This window comes from Hymenobacter chitinivorans DSM 11115, from assembly GCF_002797555.1.
Taxonomy (GTDB): Bacteria; Bacteroidota; Bacteroidia; order Cytophagales; family Hymenobacteraceae; genus Hymenobacter; species Hymenobacter chitinivorans.
In genome coordinates this window covers 597,308-612,516 of record NZ_PGFA01000002.1, presented here as the reverse complement: position 1 = coordinate 612,516, position 15,209 = coordinate 597,308, and the positions used below count along the sequence as shown (strand labels likewise).

Sequence of the window (15,209 nt, the reverse complement as noted above, 5' to 3'; positions counted from 1 at the left end):
CATTCTATGAAAACGAACAGCTTACTCAAACGAGCCATAGCCCTAGTGCTGCTTTTGCTGGCCTCGCTCACCACGTTTGCCCAGTTCCGGGTTATCGGCTACATGCCCTCCTGGGCCGGCGACGTAAGCACCGTACAGTACAGCAAGCTGACTCACATCAACTACGCTTTTCTGCTGCCCACCACCACCGGCGGCCTGCAGCCCATTGAAAACCCGTCCAAGCTCCAAAGCCTGGTGTCGACGGCCCACGCCAACGGGGTGAAAGTGCTGATTTCGGTCGGCGGCTGGAATGATGGCAATGACAGCGGCTTCGAAAGCATCGGGGCCAATGCCACCTACCGCAACACCTTCGTTACCAATCTGGTCAACTTTGCCAACCAGTACAACCTCGACGGCGTGGACATCGACTGGGAATACCCCGACGCCGGGGCCTCGGCCAACAACCACGCCCTGCTGATGCAGCAGCTATCCACCGAGATGCACAGCCGCGGCAAGCTGCTCACGGCCGCCGTAGTGGGCACGGGTGGGGCCAGCATCCTCAACAGCGTCTTCACCTCCGTAGACTTTCTGAACCTGATGGCCTACGACTACAACAACTTCGACCACTCGACCTACGACTACGCGTCCCAGTCCATCAGCTACTGGCGGGGCCGGGGCCTGCCGGCCAACAAAACTGTGCTCGGCGTGCCCTTCTACGGCCGGCCCACCTGGGAATCGTACGCCCAGCTGCTGGCCCGCGGCGCCAGCCCCAACGCCGACGTCTTCGACGGCGTGGGCTACAATGGCATCCCGACCATCAAAAGCAAAACCAACCTGGCCTTCGATCAGGGCAGCGGCATCATGATCTGGGAACTGTCGCAGGATGCCACCGGTGCCAACTCCCTGCTCACGGCCATCAACCAGGTGGTGTTGCAGCGCAACGGTACGACAGCGCCCGTACAGGCCATTCCGGGCCGGGTGGAAGCCGAAAAGTTTGCCACGCAGTCGGGCACCCAGACTGAAACCACTACCGACACCGGCGGCGGACTAAACGTGAGCTACTTCGACGGCGGCGACTGGCTCGACTACAGCGTCAACGTGGCCGCGGCGGGTTCCTACACGCTCAGCTTCCGGGTGGCTTCGGCTACCGGCGGCGCCACGTTGCAGCTGCGCACCAGCAGCGGCGCGGTGCTGGGCAGCATCAACGTGGGCAACACCGGTGGCTGGCAGAGCTGGCAAACCATTAACGCCACCGTGACCCTGCCCGCCGGCCGCCAAACCCTGCGCCTGTACGCAGTGGCCTCCACGGGCTGCAACGTGAACTGGCTCAACTTCGCCAGCGCCACGCCCAGCTTCTCGACTACCATCCAGGCCGAAGCCTACACCAGCATGCAGGGCGTGCAGACCGAAACTACCACCGACACCGGCGGGGGCCAAAACGTGGGCTATATCGACGCTACCGACTGGATGGCCTACGCCAACGTCAACTTCCCTACCACCGGCACCTACCTCATCGAATACCGGGTGGCCAGTCCCAGCGGCAGCACCTTATCGTCGGACCTCAATGCCGGCGCCATTCAGCTCGGCAACGTGACCATTCCGGCCACTGGCGGCTGGCAAACCTGGACCACCGTGTCGCAAACGGTAACTATTACCGCGGGCACCTACAGCTTCGGCGTGTACGCCCAGGCCGGCGGCTGGAACTTCAACTGGCTGCGCATCACCAAAGCCGGAGCCGCCCGGCCCGCTGGCACTACCCTGGCCACCACCAGCTCCCAGCTCGACCGAAACCTGGACCTGTACCCCAACCCGGCCGCCCGCACCCTGCATTTCCGCTCGGAGGCCAACCTGGCTGGCAGTCAGTACCAAATAGTCGACGTAACCGGCCGCACCGTGCTGAGCGGGCAGCTTTCGGCCGCCGACCTGGACGTTGCGGCGCTGAAAGCCGGGGTCTACACGGTACGCTTGGTTGCTGAAGGACAGGCCAGCGTGACGCGCCGCTTTGTCAAGGAAGCCGAGTAAAAACCGAGGCTATTCTGCATGCCATGTCGACCAACGGGAGACATGACGGTTTGACGAGAGCTACCCGAAACACAAAAAGTCCGCTCCCAGACTGGGAGCGGACTTTTTTGCGTAAACAAACCAATCCTAAATAATCGTACTCAAGCCCAGGGCAATGTTGTTCTTGTGGAGTTGGCAGTCCAGGATGTCCAGGATGCCGTAGGCCACGAAGCTGCCCACTTGCTCGGTCGTGTAGGGCGACTTGGCGTTGAGCTCGGGCGTCAGCACGCCTTGCTCGAGGGCATTGTCCACGGCTTTGCGCACCGAGTTGGCTTCCTCTTGCAGCCCGAAGTGCTCCAGCAGCATGGCCGCCGACAAAATCGTGGCAATGGGGTTGGCAATTCCCTTGCCCTTGGCCTGCGGGTAGGAGCCGTGAATGGGCTCGAACAGCGCTACTTCGTCGCCGACGGAGGCCGAAGGCAAGAGGCCCAGCGAGCCGGCAATAACGGAGGCCTCATCGCTGATAATGTCGCCGAACATGTTTTCGGTTAGAATCACGTCGAACTGTTTCGGGCTCAGAATCATCTGCATGGCCGCGTTGTCCACGAACAGGTAGTCGACCAGCACCTTGGGGTACTGCAGGGCAATGTCCTGCACCACTTCGCGCCACAGCCGGGAGGTTTCCAGCACGTTGGCCTTATCCACCAGGGTCAGCTTGCCGCGGCGGGCTTCGGCGGCCTGAAAAGCCCGGTGGGCAATCCGCTCAATTTCGTAGCGGCTGTAGGAGCAGTTGTCGTAGGCCGAGCCGTCGTCGCGGCGGCCTTTCTCGCCGAAGTAGATGCCGCCGGTCAGCTCCCGGAAGATGACCATGTCGGCGCCCTGAATCCGGTCTTTCTTCAGCGGCGAGTGTTCCAGTAGCCGGTCGTAGGCCGTCACGGGCCGGATGTTGGCATAGAGTCCCAGCGACTTGCGCAGGCGCAGCAGTCCTTGCTCGGGGCGCACCTTGGCGCTGGGGTTGTTGTCGTATTTGGGGTCGCCGATGGCCCCGAGCAGCACGGCATCGGCGGTGCGGCAGGCTTCGAGGGTGGCTTCCGGCAGTGGGTCACCGGTGGCATCGATGGCGCAGGCGCCCATGAGCTGGTAGTCGAAGATGAACTCGTGCCCGAACTTGTCGGCTACGGCCTTCAGGGCCCGCACCGCTTCCTGACACACTTCCGGCCCAATTCCGTCGCCGGACAGCACCACGATTCGTTTGCTTAAAATACCCATTTGCGCAGCTGTTCGTAGGTTTTGATGGCGTCCCGTTGGCTCACCAGGTAGTCGATATCGTCGTAGCCGTTGATCAGGCACTCCTTCTTGTAAGCGTCCAACTCGAAGCTGATACTAGTTTCCCAGACCGGCACCGACAAGGTCTGGCTGGGCAAATCCACCACCAGCTGGGTTTCAGGCTCCAGCTCGATTTGCCGGAACAAGCCCTGCAGCACCTCATCGGACACCTGCAGCGGCAGCAGGCCCGTGTTCAGGGCATTGCCGCGGAAGATGTCGGCGAAATAGCTTGAAATAACCACCTTGAAACCCGCATCATACAAAGCCCAGGCGGCATGTTCCCGGCTCGAGCCGCAGCCAAAGTTTTTGCCCGCCAGCAGAATCTGGCCCTGGTAGCGGGGGTTATTCAGCACAAAATCGGCCTTGGGCTGCCCGTCGGCCTGGTAGCGCCAGTCGGCAAACAGGTTTTGGCCGAAACCCTCCCGGGTCGTGGCCTTCAGGAAACGGGCCGGGATAATCTGGTCCGTATCGACGTTTTCGATGGGCAGCGGGACGACGCCCGAGCGGAGCGTTTGAAATTTTTCCATGGGTGGGCTGGAAGGTGGTTTAAGCTGCGTCAAGTGAAAGGAGAAACCAGTTTGCGGTAGCCGACTGGTCCGGCGGGCCCAAGGCCAGCTTCCTAGCCGATTCCTCCTCTCGCTTGCGTGCCTTGCGACGCTCAGGTCGCGGCAAAGTAGCAGGGTGTTCGTTTAGGTTTTTTATCAGGTCGTCATGTCGAGCAACGCGAGACATGACGTGCTTTTTTTGCTTGGTTATCAGTTCAAATACTGGGTGATGTCGACAATGCGGCCTTCCACGGCCGTGATGGCCGCCACCAGCGGGCTGGCCAGCAAGGTGCGGGCGCCGGGGCCCTGGCGACCTTCGAAGTTGCGGTTGGAGGTCGAGACGCAGTAGGCGCCGGCCGGAATCTTGTCGTCGTTCATGGCCAGGCAGGCCGAGCAGCCCGGCTCCCGCAGCTCGAAGCCGGCTTCAGCCAGCACCTGGTCGAGCCCTTCGGCAATGGCTTGTTTCTCGACCAGCTTGGAGCCGGGCACGATGATGGCCTCCACGTGGGTGGCCTTGTGCTTGCCCTTCACGTACGCCGCCACGGCCCGCAGGTCCTCGATGCGGGAGTTGGTGCAGCTGCCGATAAAGACGTAGTTGATTTCCTTGCCCAGCAACGACTCACCAGGGGAAAAGCCCATATAAGCCAACGACTTGTCGAAGCTGGCCGCTTCCCCGTCGGTACCGAGCACCGGAATCGAGCTATTCAGCGCGATGCCCATACCGGGGTTAGTGCCGTAGGTTATCATCGGGGGAATGGTGGCAGCGTCGAAGCTCAGCTCCGACTCGAACTCGGCCCCTTCTTCCGAGTACAAGGTTTGCCAATACGCCACGGCCTGCTCCCACCGTTCCCCCTGCGGGGCGTAGGGCCGGCCTTGCAAGTACTCAAACGTAGTGGCATCCGGGGCAATGAGGCCGCCGCGGGCTCCCATTTCGATGCTCATGTTGCAGACCGTCATGCGGCCTTCCATGCTCAGGCCGCGAATGGCGCTGCCGGCGTACTCCACAAAGTAGCCCGTAGCCCCGCCCGTTCCGAGCTTCGAAATGATGTAGAGGATGATATCCTTGGCCGTCACACCGGGCCGTAGCGCGCCGTCCACGGTGATGCGCATGCGCTTGGGCCGGCTGATGAGCAAGCACTGCGAAGCCATGACCTGGGTCACTTGGCTGGTGCCGATACCGAAGGCAATGGTCCCAAAGGCGCCGTGGGTCGAGGTGTGACTGTCGCCGCACACGATGGTCATGCCCGGCTGGGTCACACCCAGCTCCGGCCCGATGACGTGCACGATACCCTGGTACTGGTGGCCCAGCCCGAACAGCTCCACGCCGAACTTTTGGCAGTTTTCGGTGAGCTTATCTACCTGGGAGCGGCTCAGCGGGTCCTCAATCGGGAGGTGCTGGTTGCGGGTCGGCACGTTGTGGTCGGCGGTGGCCAGGATTTGTTCCGGCCGGCTCAGGGGCAGGCCCCGCTCCTGCAGCTCATCGAAGGCCTGCGGGCTGGTGACTTCGTGAATCAGGTGCCGGTCGATGTAAAACACCTCCAGCCCGCCGGGAATGGTTTTCACCACGTGGGCATCCCAGATTTTATCGAATAAGGACTTGGCCATGATGCTTACTTTGAAGCCTTAGGAGGCGTGTTTTCCGCGGACCGGTTGCCTTGGCGCGCTTGCTCGGCGGCGTAGGTTATCCAGTCGGGGCAGCGCGACGAGCGGGCGGCAGCGCGCGGCTCAACTTGGCTGTGTTGCAGGGGCAGGTTCATAAGCGGCAGCGGATTAGTTGGCAGCAACCAGGTTTTCCTGTTCCACCAAGCTGTGCAGGTCGGTATCGACTACTTCCTTCTGGCGGTCGGCCAGCTGCAGGAAGGAGGCGTAAGCCTTGTTCAGGGCGTGTTTGTCGAAGTCGTAGCCAATTTTCTGCAGGCGGTACGCCAGGGCGGCGCGCCCCGAACGAGCGGTTAGTACAATCGACGAATCCGCCACGCCCACCTCGCGCGGATCAATGATTTCGTACGTCTCGCGGTGCTTGATTACGCCGTCCTGGTGGATTCCACTCGAATGCGAAAAGGCATTCGCTCCCACAATAGCCTTGTTGGGCTGCACGGGCATGGCCATCATGTGCGACACCATGGCCGAGGTTTCGGCCAGCAGCGGCGTGGTGATGCCCGTATCCAAATGGAGGTAAGGGTGCTGGCGCAGAATCATCACAACCTCCTCTAACGCCGTGTTGCCGGCCCGCTCCCCTACCCCATTTATGGTGCATTCAATCTGCCGGGCGCCGTTCATGACGCCGGCAATGGAATTGGCCGTGGCCAAGCCCAAGTCGTTATGACAGTGCGTGGAAAGCGTCACGTTGTGCACGCCCCGCACGTTTTCGTACAGATATTTGATTTTGGCGCCGTATTCCTCGGGCAGGCAGTAGCCGGTCGTGTCCGGAATGTTGAGCACCGTGGCCCCGGCCCGAATGGCGGCTTCGCACACGCGAGCCAGAAACTCGTTGTTGGTACGGCCGGCGTCTTCGGCGTAAAACTCCACGTCTTCCACGAAGGATTTGGCCAGCTTCACGGCCGCCACGGCCCGCTCAATAACCTGCTCCGGCGTGGAGTTGAGCTTGAACTTGATGTGGGAGTCCGAAGTGCCGATGCCGGTGTGAATTCGCGGGTAGCGGGCGTGGCGCAGCGACTCAGCCGCCACCCGAATGTCGTTTTCTACCGCCCGGGAAAGGCCGCAGACCGTAGCCTCCCGGGTTTGGGCCGCAATGGCCGCCACGGCGGCAAAGTCGCCGGGGCTCGACACGGGGAAGCCCGCCTCAATCACGTCGACACCGAGTAGCTCGAGCTGCCGGGCAATGACGAGTTTCTCGTCTTGGTTGAGCTTGCAGCCAGGCACCTGTTCCCCGTCGCGCAGGGTCGTATCGAAGATCTGAATTTTCTGAGCAGCCATATTATCGGAGTACTTACAGCGAATTGCTGCCCGCAAGTACACCGGCAAAGCGCAGCCGGGAAAACGACTCCTCGGCACGCCTACTATTTCCAATACGACGTTTTTTATTTATAATAACTTGAATGTCAGTGTATTAAATTTTACCCAACTACAACTCCTAACGCAGAAACTACTGGGTACAAGACTAAACAAAGAACGTCATGTCGGCCAATGGGAGACATCTCGCGCGCCATGGTAATTAGCGTTACCACCGCGGTAGAGATGCTTCGCATGGCTCAGCATGACGTTCTTATGCCTTGTTCTATTTCCCATAACGTCGGCCTGCGAAATGCCCCGTTTGGCTCGACATGACGTGCTGATACGTTCTGCCTACACCAGCAGACTCAAGAAATCCTGCTTGCCGTTCAGGTACTCGTAAGCGAAGCCTTCCTGCTCCATCCGTTGCTGGATTCCCTCAATTTCGTGGGGCTTTTTGACTTCGATGCCGACGAAAACCGGGCCCTTTTCCTTGTTGTTTTTCTTGATGTACTGGAAGTGAATGATGTCGTCGTCGGGGTGCAGCACCTGGGTCACGAAGCGGCGCAGGGCTCCGGGGCGCTGGTTGAAGGTCACCATGAAATAGTGTTTCAGACCCTGGTGACGCATGGCCCGCTCCTTGATGTCCTCCATGCGGGTAATGTCGTTGTTGCTGCCGCTGAGCACGCACACCACCGTTTTACCCCGGATTTCGTCGGCAAACTGCCGCAGGGCCGAGATGCTGAGCGTGCCGGCCGGCTCGAGCACAATGCCTTCCTCGTTGTACATCTTGAGCAAGTCTTCGCAGACCTGACCTTCGGGCACCAGCACCACGTCGTCGAGCAGCTCCCGGCACAGCTCGAAAGTCAGGGCCCCGGGACACTTTACTGCGGCGCCGTCCACGAAGCTTTCGATGTGCGTTAGGGCCTGCCGCCGGCCGGTTTGAATGGCCTGCTGCATGGAAGGCGCACCCAGCGGCTGCACGCCGATGAGCTTGGTTTTCGGGCTCAATTGCCGGAACACGCTCCCCACGCCCGAAGCCAAGCCGCCCCCGCCAATGGGCATAAACAGGTAATCAATGGCCTGGGGCGCGGCTTTCAGGATTTCCAGCCCGACCGTGGCCTGGCCTTCGATAATGGCCAGATCATCGAAGGGATGCACAAAGGCGCTGCCTTGCTCGTCGCAAAACTGCCGGGCAGCCTGAAACGTGTCGTCAAATGTGTTACCGGTCAGGACAACTTCCACCTGCGCCTGCCCGAACAGCCGCACTTTGCTCACCTTCTGGGCCGGGGTGTTGGCCGGCATGAAAATATAGCCCTTCAGCCCCAGCAGCTGGCAGGCGTAGGCCACGCCCTGGGCGTGGTTGCCGGCGCTGGCGCACACTACCTGCGGCGGGTGCTGCTCCCGGGCCAGTTGGGAAATCTTGTGGTAGGCGCCCCGGATTTTGTAGGAGCGCACCACCTGCAAGTCTTCCCGCTTCAGGTACACCGCCGCGCCATAGGCGGCCGAGAGGCCCAGATTCTGCTGGAGCAGGGTTTCGTAAATCACGCCCTGCAAATTGCGGGCGGCCTGCTCCACATTCGGGAGCCGCACCACGGGGGCTGAAGGGGCTAGTGTGTCGCTAGGCATCGGCTTCGGCGGTTTTCTTCAGGGAGCGAAGCTGGCGCACGGTGGCGCCCGTCTGCCACAGCTCCGAGTCCCGCACTTCCTTCAATTCCACTTCCAGCTCCTGGCGGTAATTGGGCGTGGAGCCGCGCTGGATGGTACGCTCGGCTTCCTTGCCCGAGGCCACGCTGTCGTACAATTCATTCAACACCGGCAGCGTAGCTTCGCGGAAGCGGCCCTTCCAATCGAGGGCGCCGCGCTGGGCCGTCACCGAGCAGTTGCTGAACATCCAGTCCATGCCGTTTTCGCCCACCAGGGGCACCAGGCTCTGGGTCAGCTCTTCCACGGTTTCGTTGAAGGCCTCGGAGGGCGAGTGGCCGCGCTGACGCAGCACTTGGTACTGAGCCTCGATGATGCCGGCCAAGGCGCCCATGAGCACGCCCCGCTCCCCGGTCAAATCGGAGTATACTTCGCGCTTGAAGTCGGTTTCGAACAAGTAGCCCGAGCCCACCCCGATGCCCAGGGCAATGGCCTTTTCCAGGGCCTCGCCGGTAGCGTCCTGAAAGACGGCGTACGACGAATTCAGCCCGCCACCCTGCACATACAAGCGGCGCAAGCTCGTGCCGCTGCCCTTGGGCGCTACCAGAATCACGTCCACATCGGCGGGCGGGATGATGTTGGTCTGGTCGTTGAAGGTGATGCCAAAGCCGTGGGAGAAGTACAGCGTTTTGCCCGGCGTCAGGTGTGCTTTCAGCGTGGGCCACAGCGCAATCTGGCCGGCATCCGAAAGCAAGTTGGCAATGATGGTACCACGCTCAGCGGCTTCCTCGATGGAAAACAGGGTTTCGCCTTCCACCCAGCCGTCTTGCAGGGCCTTTTCCCAGGACGGTGAGTCCTGACGCTGGCCGATGATGACGTTGAAGCCATTGTCGCGCAGGTTCAGCGCCTGCCCCGGACCCTGCACCCCGTACCCAATCACGGCAATGACTTCGTCCTTGAGGTAGGCCTGGGCCTTGAACAGCGGATACTCGTCGCGGGTGATGACAGTTTCGTCTACGCCGCCAAAGTTAATGATTGCCATGATGGTGATTGTTGGGGGTTGATGGATGATTGTTGAGTTGATTTTCTGAGGCGGATGGACGCGGCCGTTGTTTAACCTGTCATCCTGCGCTTTCGAAGGACCTTCCCTGCCTACCCCACTGCAGTTAATTCAATGTGCTGAAGACCTTTGCGTGGAGCGGAAAAAGAGCTTTATCACGTTTAATAAGTCTTTGTCACTTATCAGAGGAAGGTCCTTCGCTTTGCTCAGGATGACAGGCGAAGCGGTAGGCTTTTCTACATCTCGAACACCTCGTCGCGGCGGTTGAGAAACTCGTTTTCCACGACTTCCGAGCCGGGCTCGGTGCGCTCAAACTCGCGCAGCTTGCGGTTGAAGCCGTCGCTGTGCTTGATGATGGCAATGCGGGCCGAGCGCACGAACTCAATCAGACCGTAGGGCTGCAGCACTTTGATGAGCGTGTCGGTTTCCTCGCGGTGGCCGGTGGTTTCAAACACGGTGTAGTCCTTGCGGATGACCACGGCCCGGGCGCCGTGCTCCCGCAGCAGGCGCTCCACGGAGGCTTTTTCGGCAATGACGTCGGTGGGCACTTTGTAGAGGGCCATTTCCTGCCAGATTACCTCCTGGTTGGTGTTGTAGTACACCTTGAGCACTTCCACCTGCTTTTCGATCTGCTTGGCAATCTTGCGCACCACGTCTTCCGTCTCGTGAATCACGATGTTGAAGCGGTGAATTCCCTCGATTTCCGAGGGGGAAGTGTTCAGGCTCTCCACGTTGAGCTTGCGGCGTGAGAAGATGATGGCAATGCGGTTAAGCAAGCCAATCTGGTTCTCGGTATAGGCCGTGATGTTGTATTCCTGCCGCTCGATAGGGTGCTCACTCATAAAAGTGAAGTTGTGATGGATGAACTTGTGAAATCCTCGAAAGTGAATGGTGGACAACGAAATAGCCGATACTACTTTCGCAACTTCACCTTTCACAATTTCACTACTCAGCGCAGGCGGATTTCGCTTACGCTACAGCCCTGGGGCACCATGGGGAAGATGTTGTTTTCCTTGGTCACCATGACTTCCAGCAGGAAAGAGCCGGGGTGCTGCAGCATTTCCTGCAGGGAGCTGCGCAGCTCCGGCCGCTCCGCCACCCGCTTGCCAGCAATGCTGTAGCCGCTGGCGACGGTCACGTAGTCGGGGCTGGCAATGTTGACGAAGGAATAGCGCCGCTCGTGAAACAGCTCCTGCCACTGCCGCACCATGCCCAGAAACTGGTTGTTGAGAATGATGATTTTCACCTCGACGCCGGTTTGCATAATGGTGCCCAGCTCCTGAATGGTCATCTGGATGCCGCCGTCGCCGATGATGGCTACCACGGGCCGGTCGGGGCGGCCAAACTTAGCGCCGATGGCGGCCGGCAGCGCAAAGCCCATGGTGCCCAGCCCGCCGCTGGTGATGTTGCTACGGGCATGGTTGAACTTGGCGTAGCGGCAGGCCACCATCTGGTGCTGGCCCACGTCGGTTACCACGATGGCCTCGCCCTGGGTCAGCTCATTGAGCAGCTGGATAACTTCGCCCATCGTCAGCTCATCCGAGGTCGGAAACAGCTCGTCCTGGATAACGGCGGCTACTTCCTCGGCTTGGTACTGCTCGAAGCGCTGCCGCCACTCGGGGTGAGTTTTGGCTTCGACCAGCTCGGTGAGCAGCGGCAGGGTTTCCTTGCAGTCACCCCACACGGGCACGGTGGCCGCCACGTTCTTGTCGATTTCGGTGGGGTCAATGTCGAGGTGAATGACCTGGGCCTGCTTGGCGTACTTGTCGAGGCGGCCCGTGACCCGGTCGTCGAAGCGCATGCCGATGGCAATGAGCACGTCGCACTCGTTGGTCAACACGTTAGGGCCGTAGTTGCCGTGCATGCCCAGCATGCCCACGTTCAGCGGGTGGTCGGTGGGCAGGGCTCCGGCCCCGAGAATGGTCCAGGCCGCCGGAATGCCGCTTTTTTCGATAAAGGCGCGGAATTCATTTTCGGCCCGGCCCAGCGTCACGCCCTGTCCCCAGAGCACAAACGGGCGCTTCGCCTGGTTGATTAAAGCCGCGGCCTGGGCCACGTACTCGGGCCGCACGATGGGCGCGGGCCGGTAGCTGCGGATGTGGGTGCAGGGTTTGTACTCCGGAAAGTCAAACTGCTGCAGCTGGGCGTTTTTGGTAATGTCAATCAGGACCGGGCCGGGCCGGCCGCTGCGGGCCAGGTAGAAGGCCTTGGCCAGGGCCTCGGGCAGCTGACTAGCCTCCGTAACCTGAAAATTCCACTTCGTAACCGGCGTGGTGATATTGATGATGTCGGTTTCCTGAAAAGCATCGGTGCCGAGCAGATGGGCAAACACCTGCCCGGTGATGCACACCAGCGGGGTGCTGTCAATCTGGGCATCGGCCAGGCCGGTGACGAGGTTGGTAGCGCCCGGGCCGCTAGTGGCAAACACGACGCCGACCTTGCCCGAGGCCCGGGCGTAGCCCTGGGCCGCGTGAATACCGCCCTGCTCGTGGCGCACCAGTACGTGGTTGAGCTGCCCGGCGAAGTCGTACAGCGCGTCGTAAATCGGGATAATGGCACCGCCGGGGTAGCCAAAAATCGTATCGACGCCTTCGGCCAGCAGGGCGCGCAGGGTCATTTCCGCGCCCGACATGGTTGGCAGAGCCGTTTCCGGGGCCAGCTGGGTTGTTTTTTCCTGAGTCAACATAAGCTTGCGTTTGACTGGCCTCACGAATCGGTGATGCACCCGGTACTGGCCGAGCCCACGGTGCGGATGTATTTGCGCAGCACGCCCCGGGGCGCATTCACGGCCGGCGGCGTCCACTGGGCGCGGCGGGCGGCCAGCTCGACCTCGTCCACCAGTATATTCATGGTGTTGTTGGCCGCGTCGAGCACCACCTGGTCACCGTTGCGGACCAGGGCAATAGGGCCACCGTCGTAGGCCTCGGGGCTTACGTGGCCGATAACGAAGCCGTGGGTGCCGCCCGAAAAGCGGCCGTCGGTTACCAAAGCCACCTTGTCGCCCAGTCCGGCCCCGATGATGGCCGAGGTCGGCTTGAGCATTTCGGGCATGCCCGGCCCGCCCTTGGGCCCCACGTAGCGGATAATGACGACTTGGCCGGGCTCAATTCCCTTTAAGCCTTCGTTTAGCTCTTCTTCCGAGTCGAACACGCTGGCCGGGCCCTCGAAGCGGGTGCCTTCCTTGCCGGTGATTTTGGCCACTGCGCCCTCGGGGGCCAGGTTGCCGTAGAGAATCTGGATGTGGCCGTCGGCTTTGATGGGGTTGGAAAACGGCCGCAGCAAATCCTGCTCCTCACCCAGGGCCGCAATTCCGGCCAGGTTTTCAGCCAGGGTTTTGCCCGTTACCGTCGGTAGGTTGCCGGTCAGCAGGCCTTCGTTGAGCAACGTTTTCATCACCGCCGGCACCCCACCCAGGGCCGACAAATCCTCCATCAGGTACTTGCCGCTGGGCTTGAGGTCGGCCAGCATGGGCACCCGGTTGCTCACGTTCTGAAAGTCCTGCAGCGTGAGCTTCACGCCGGCCGCGTCGGCAATGGCCAGCAGGTGAATAACGGCGTTGGTGGAGCCGCCTAGTGCCGTGATAAGCACCATGGCGTTTTCGAAGGCTTCGCGCACCATTATGTCCCGGGGCTTGAGGTCCATTTCCAACAGCCGCAGCAGGTATTCGCCGGTGCGCAGGCACTCCTGCCGCTTCTGCTCACTCACGGCCGGCGCCGAGGATGAAAAAGGCACCGACATGCCTAGCACCTCGGCCGCCGAAGCCATGGTATTGGCCGTGTACATGCCCCCGCAGGCCCCGGGGCCCGGACAGGCGTGCTGAATGATACCGCGGTAATCCTCGTCGGAAATGTTGTTCTGCAACTTTTTGCCGTAGGCCTCGAAGCAGGACACGATGTTTAGCTGCTGGCCTTTAAACGAGCCACCTTTAATCGTGCCGCCGTACACCATCAGCCCGGGTCGGTTGAGCCGGGCCAGGGCCATCAGGGAGCCGGGCATGTTTTTGTCGCAGCCCACCACGCAGGCCAGGGCATCGTAGTTGTGGGCCCCGGCCATGGCCTCGATGGAGTCGGCAATGATTTCGCGCGACACCAACGAGTAGCGCATACCCGGCGTGCCGTTGGTAATACCGTCCGACACGCCAATCGTGTTAAACCGCAGCCCCACCAGGCCAGCCGTCTGCACTCCTGCCTTCACGTGGTCGGCCAGGCCGTTGAGGTGCATGTTGCAGGTATTGCCGTCGAAGCCGGTGGAGCAGATGCCCACGAAGGGCTTGCGCAAATCGGCCTCCGACAACCCCGAGCCAATGAGCATGGCCTGGGAAGCGGGCAAACTGTCGTCCTGAGTATAAATGCGGCTGTATTTGTTCATCAGGCAGGGGCGCGTTGCACGCGCCCGGGGCGTTTAAGCTGTTTGTTTTAGCAGTTAGGCGGCCGTTGCAATGGCCGGGCGCGGGCGGCGCGCCCCTACGCCGGGACCAACACGCCGGTTACCAGGGCGTGGTAGCGGCTGGCCAACTGAGCGCCCAGGGTTTCGGCGTAGGGCTTTTCGAAAACTACCTCATCCACCGACGAGACGCCGATAACCTCGGCCGCAGTGCCCGTCATGAAGGCGCCTTCGGCCCCTTGCAACTCGGCCGGCGTGAAGAACTGCTCGTGCACCGTAATGCCGGCTTCGCGGGCCAGGTCGATGATGGTGTTGCGGGTGATACCGCGCAGGATGCTGCCGGCCGGGGCAGTGTAGAGCTCCCCGTTTTTCTCGAAGAAGAAGTTGGCCCCCGGTCCTTCGGCCACGTAGCCGTTCATGTCCAGCAGCAGGGCTTCATCGTAGCCCCGCCCCTTGGCTTCGGAGCTGGCAATGATGGAGTTGACGTAGTGGCCCGCCACTTTAGCCTCAATCGGCACGGCCTTGGGGTTGGGCCGCTCGTAGGGCGAGATGGTCAGGCGCAGGCTTTGGTCGCCGAGGTACTTGCCCCACTCCCAGACGGCCATCAGCAGGTTGCCGGTCGTGGCGTGCTTCAGGCTCATGTTGGGTGTGGCCGCGTAGGCCAGCGGCCGGATGTAGGCGTCGGTCAGCCCGTTCTTTTCCAGCAGCTGGTAGCTGATCTGGGTTAGCTCTTCCACCGAGTAGTTCAGCGGCAGCCCAATGGCCTGGCAGGAATAGTGAAACCGCTCGTAATGCTCCCGAGCCTTGAAAATCTGGGAGCCTTGCGGCGTGTTATAGGCCCGGATTCCCTCAAAAACGGCGTAGCCGTAGTGCAACGATTGGGCGTAGGCGCCGCAGGTGGCCTCGCTGGCCGGCACAAACTCACCATCCAGGAAGGCGACGGTGTTACTGGTGAAATACATAAACGGTGGCGTTAGAGTGGAAGCGTTTAGAAGTAATGGCAGTAAAAAAGCCTTCCTGAGCGCGGGGCTTAGAAAGGCTCGTTTGAGGCAAACAGCAGCAATTCCTTCAGCCCAGCGGCGGCGGAATAATGACCTTTGTGACGAGTAGCGAGGTGAGGCACATGGGAGCAGGCGAATGGACAGTGAGGATGATGCAGGTGAAGCGTAGCCCAACTATCCACTTGGTTTGGTTTAAATTGGCGGTCGGCAAGCCCGGAGGCAGGGCAATACGTGGTGGCGGTTGCCGGTTTGGTTAGCAGCTTCGCCCCGAACTTTTCCGCGGCGGGTAGCCAAAGTCAGAAGCGGTTGTAACTTGCC

At 61.0% G+C, this 15,209-nt stretch carries 11 protein-coding genes; 1 reads left to right on the top strand and 10 read right to left on the bottom strand.

What is annotated here, in order from left to right; translation table 11 throughout:
• Positions 1 to 6: 6 nt before the first annotated feature.
• Complete coding sequence (locus CLV45_RS16245; RefSeq protein WP_100337508.1) at positions 7 to 2,001, top strand: carbohydrate-binding protein; 1,995 nt, start codon at positions 7 to 9, stop codon at positions 1,999 to 2,001.
• A gap of 126 nt (positions 2,002 to 2,127) precedes the next feature.
• On the opposite strand, the gene leuB is transcribed toward CLV45_RS16245, so the two are convergent.
• The 10 genes from leuB to CLV45_RS16195 form a co-directional block, all read right to left on the bottom strand.
• Positions 2,128 to 3,249, bottom strand: coding sequence for a 3-isopropylmalate dehydrogenase (gene leuB, locus CLV45_RS16240; protein WP_100337507.1), 1,122 nt, complete (start codon positions 3,247 to 3,249; stop codon positions 2,128 to 2,130).
• Entirely contained in the window at positions 3,237 to 3,833 is a 597-nt protein-coding gene (gene leuD, locus CLV45_RS16235) for a 3-isopropylmalate dehydratase small subunit (RefSeq protein ID WP_100337506.1), read from the bottom strand. Before leuD ends, leuB begins: the two co-directional genes overlap by 13 nt.
• A gap of 228 nt (positions 3,834 to 4,061) precedes the next feature.
• Entirely contained in the window at positions 4,062 to 5,456 is a 1,395-nt protein-coding gene (gene leuC, locus CLV45_RS16230; protein WP_100337505.1) for a 3-isopropylmalate dehydratase large subunit, read from the bottom strand.
• Between the two features lie 165 nt (positions 5,457 to 5,621).
• The gene (locus tag CLV45_RS16225; RefSeq protein ID WP_100337680.1) at positions 5,622 to 6,788 is read right to left on the bottom strand and encodes a 2-isopropylmalate synthase; all 1,167 of its coding nucleotides are present in this window, start codon (positions 6,786 to 6,788) and stop codon (positions 5,622 to 5,624) included.
• A 369-nt stretch (positions 6,789 to 7,157) separates the two neighbouring features.
• Positions 7,158 to 8,432 carry a threonine ammonia-lyase IlvA gene (gene ilvA / locus CLV45_RS16220; protein ID WP_100337504.1) on the bottom strand — a complete coding sequence of 425 codons (1,275 nt, stop codon included), beginning with the start codon at positions 8,430 to 8,432 and terminating at the stop codon, positions 7,158 to 7,160.
• Positions 8,425 to 9,489: a ketol-acid reductoisomerase gene (ilvC, locus tag CLV45_RS16215; RefSeq protein ID WP_100337503.1), complete on the bottom strand. Its 1,065-nt coding sequence runs from the start codon at positions 9,487 to 9,489 to the stop codon at positions 8,425 to 8,427. Before ilvC ends, ilvA begins: the two co-directional genes overlap by 8 nt.
• Positions 9,490 to 9,743: 254 nt before the next feature.
• Positions 9,744 to 10,349 (bottom strand): acetolactate synthase small subunit, encoded by a 606-nt coding sequence (ilvN, locus tag CLV45_RS16210; protein ID WP_100337502.1) that lies wholly within the window; start codon positions 10,347 to 10,349, stop codon positions 9,744 to 9,746.
• Between the two features lie 107 nt (positions 10,350 to 10,456).
• Positions 10,457 to 12,193, bottom strand: coding sequence for a biosynthetic-type acetolactate synthase large subunit (ilvB, locus tag CLV45_RS16205; protein ID WP_100337501.1), 1,737 nt, complete (start codon positions 12,191 to 12,193; stop codon positions 10,457 to 10,459).
• 20 nt (positions 12,194 to 12,213) lie between these two features.
• Complete coding sequence (ilvD, locus tag CLV45_RS16200; protein WP_100337500.1) at positions 12,214 to 13,875, bottom strand: dihydroxy-acid dehydratase; 1,662 nt, start codon at positions 13,873 to 13,875, stop codon at positions 12,214 to 12,216.
• Positions 13,876 to 13,970: 95 nt separating this feature from the next.
• Entirely contained in the window at positions 13,971 to 14,852 is an 882-nt protein-coding gene (locus tag CLV45_RS16195; protein ID WP_100337499.1) for a branched-chain amino acid transaminase, read from the bottom strand.
• Positions 14,853 to 15,209: the final 357 nt, after the last annotated feature.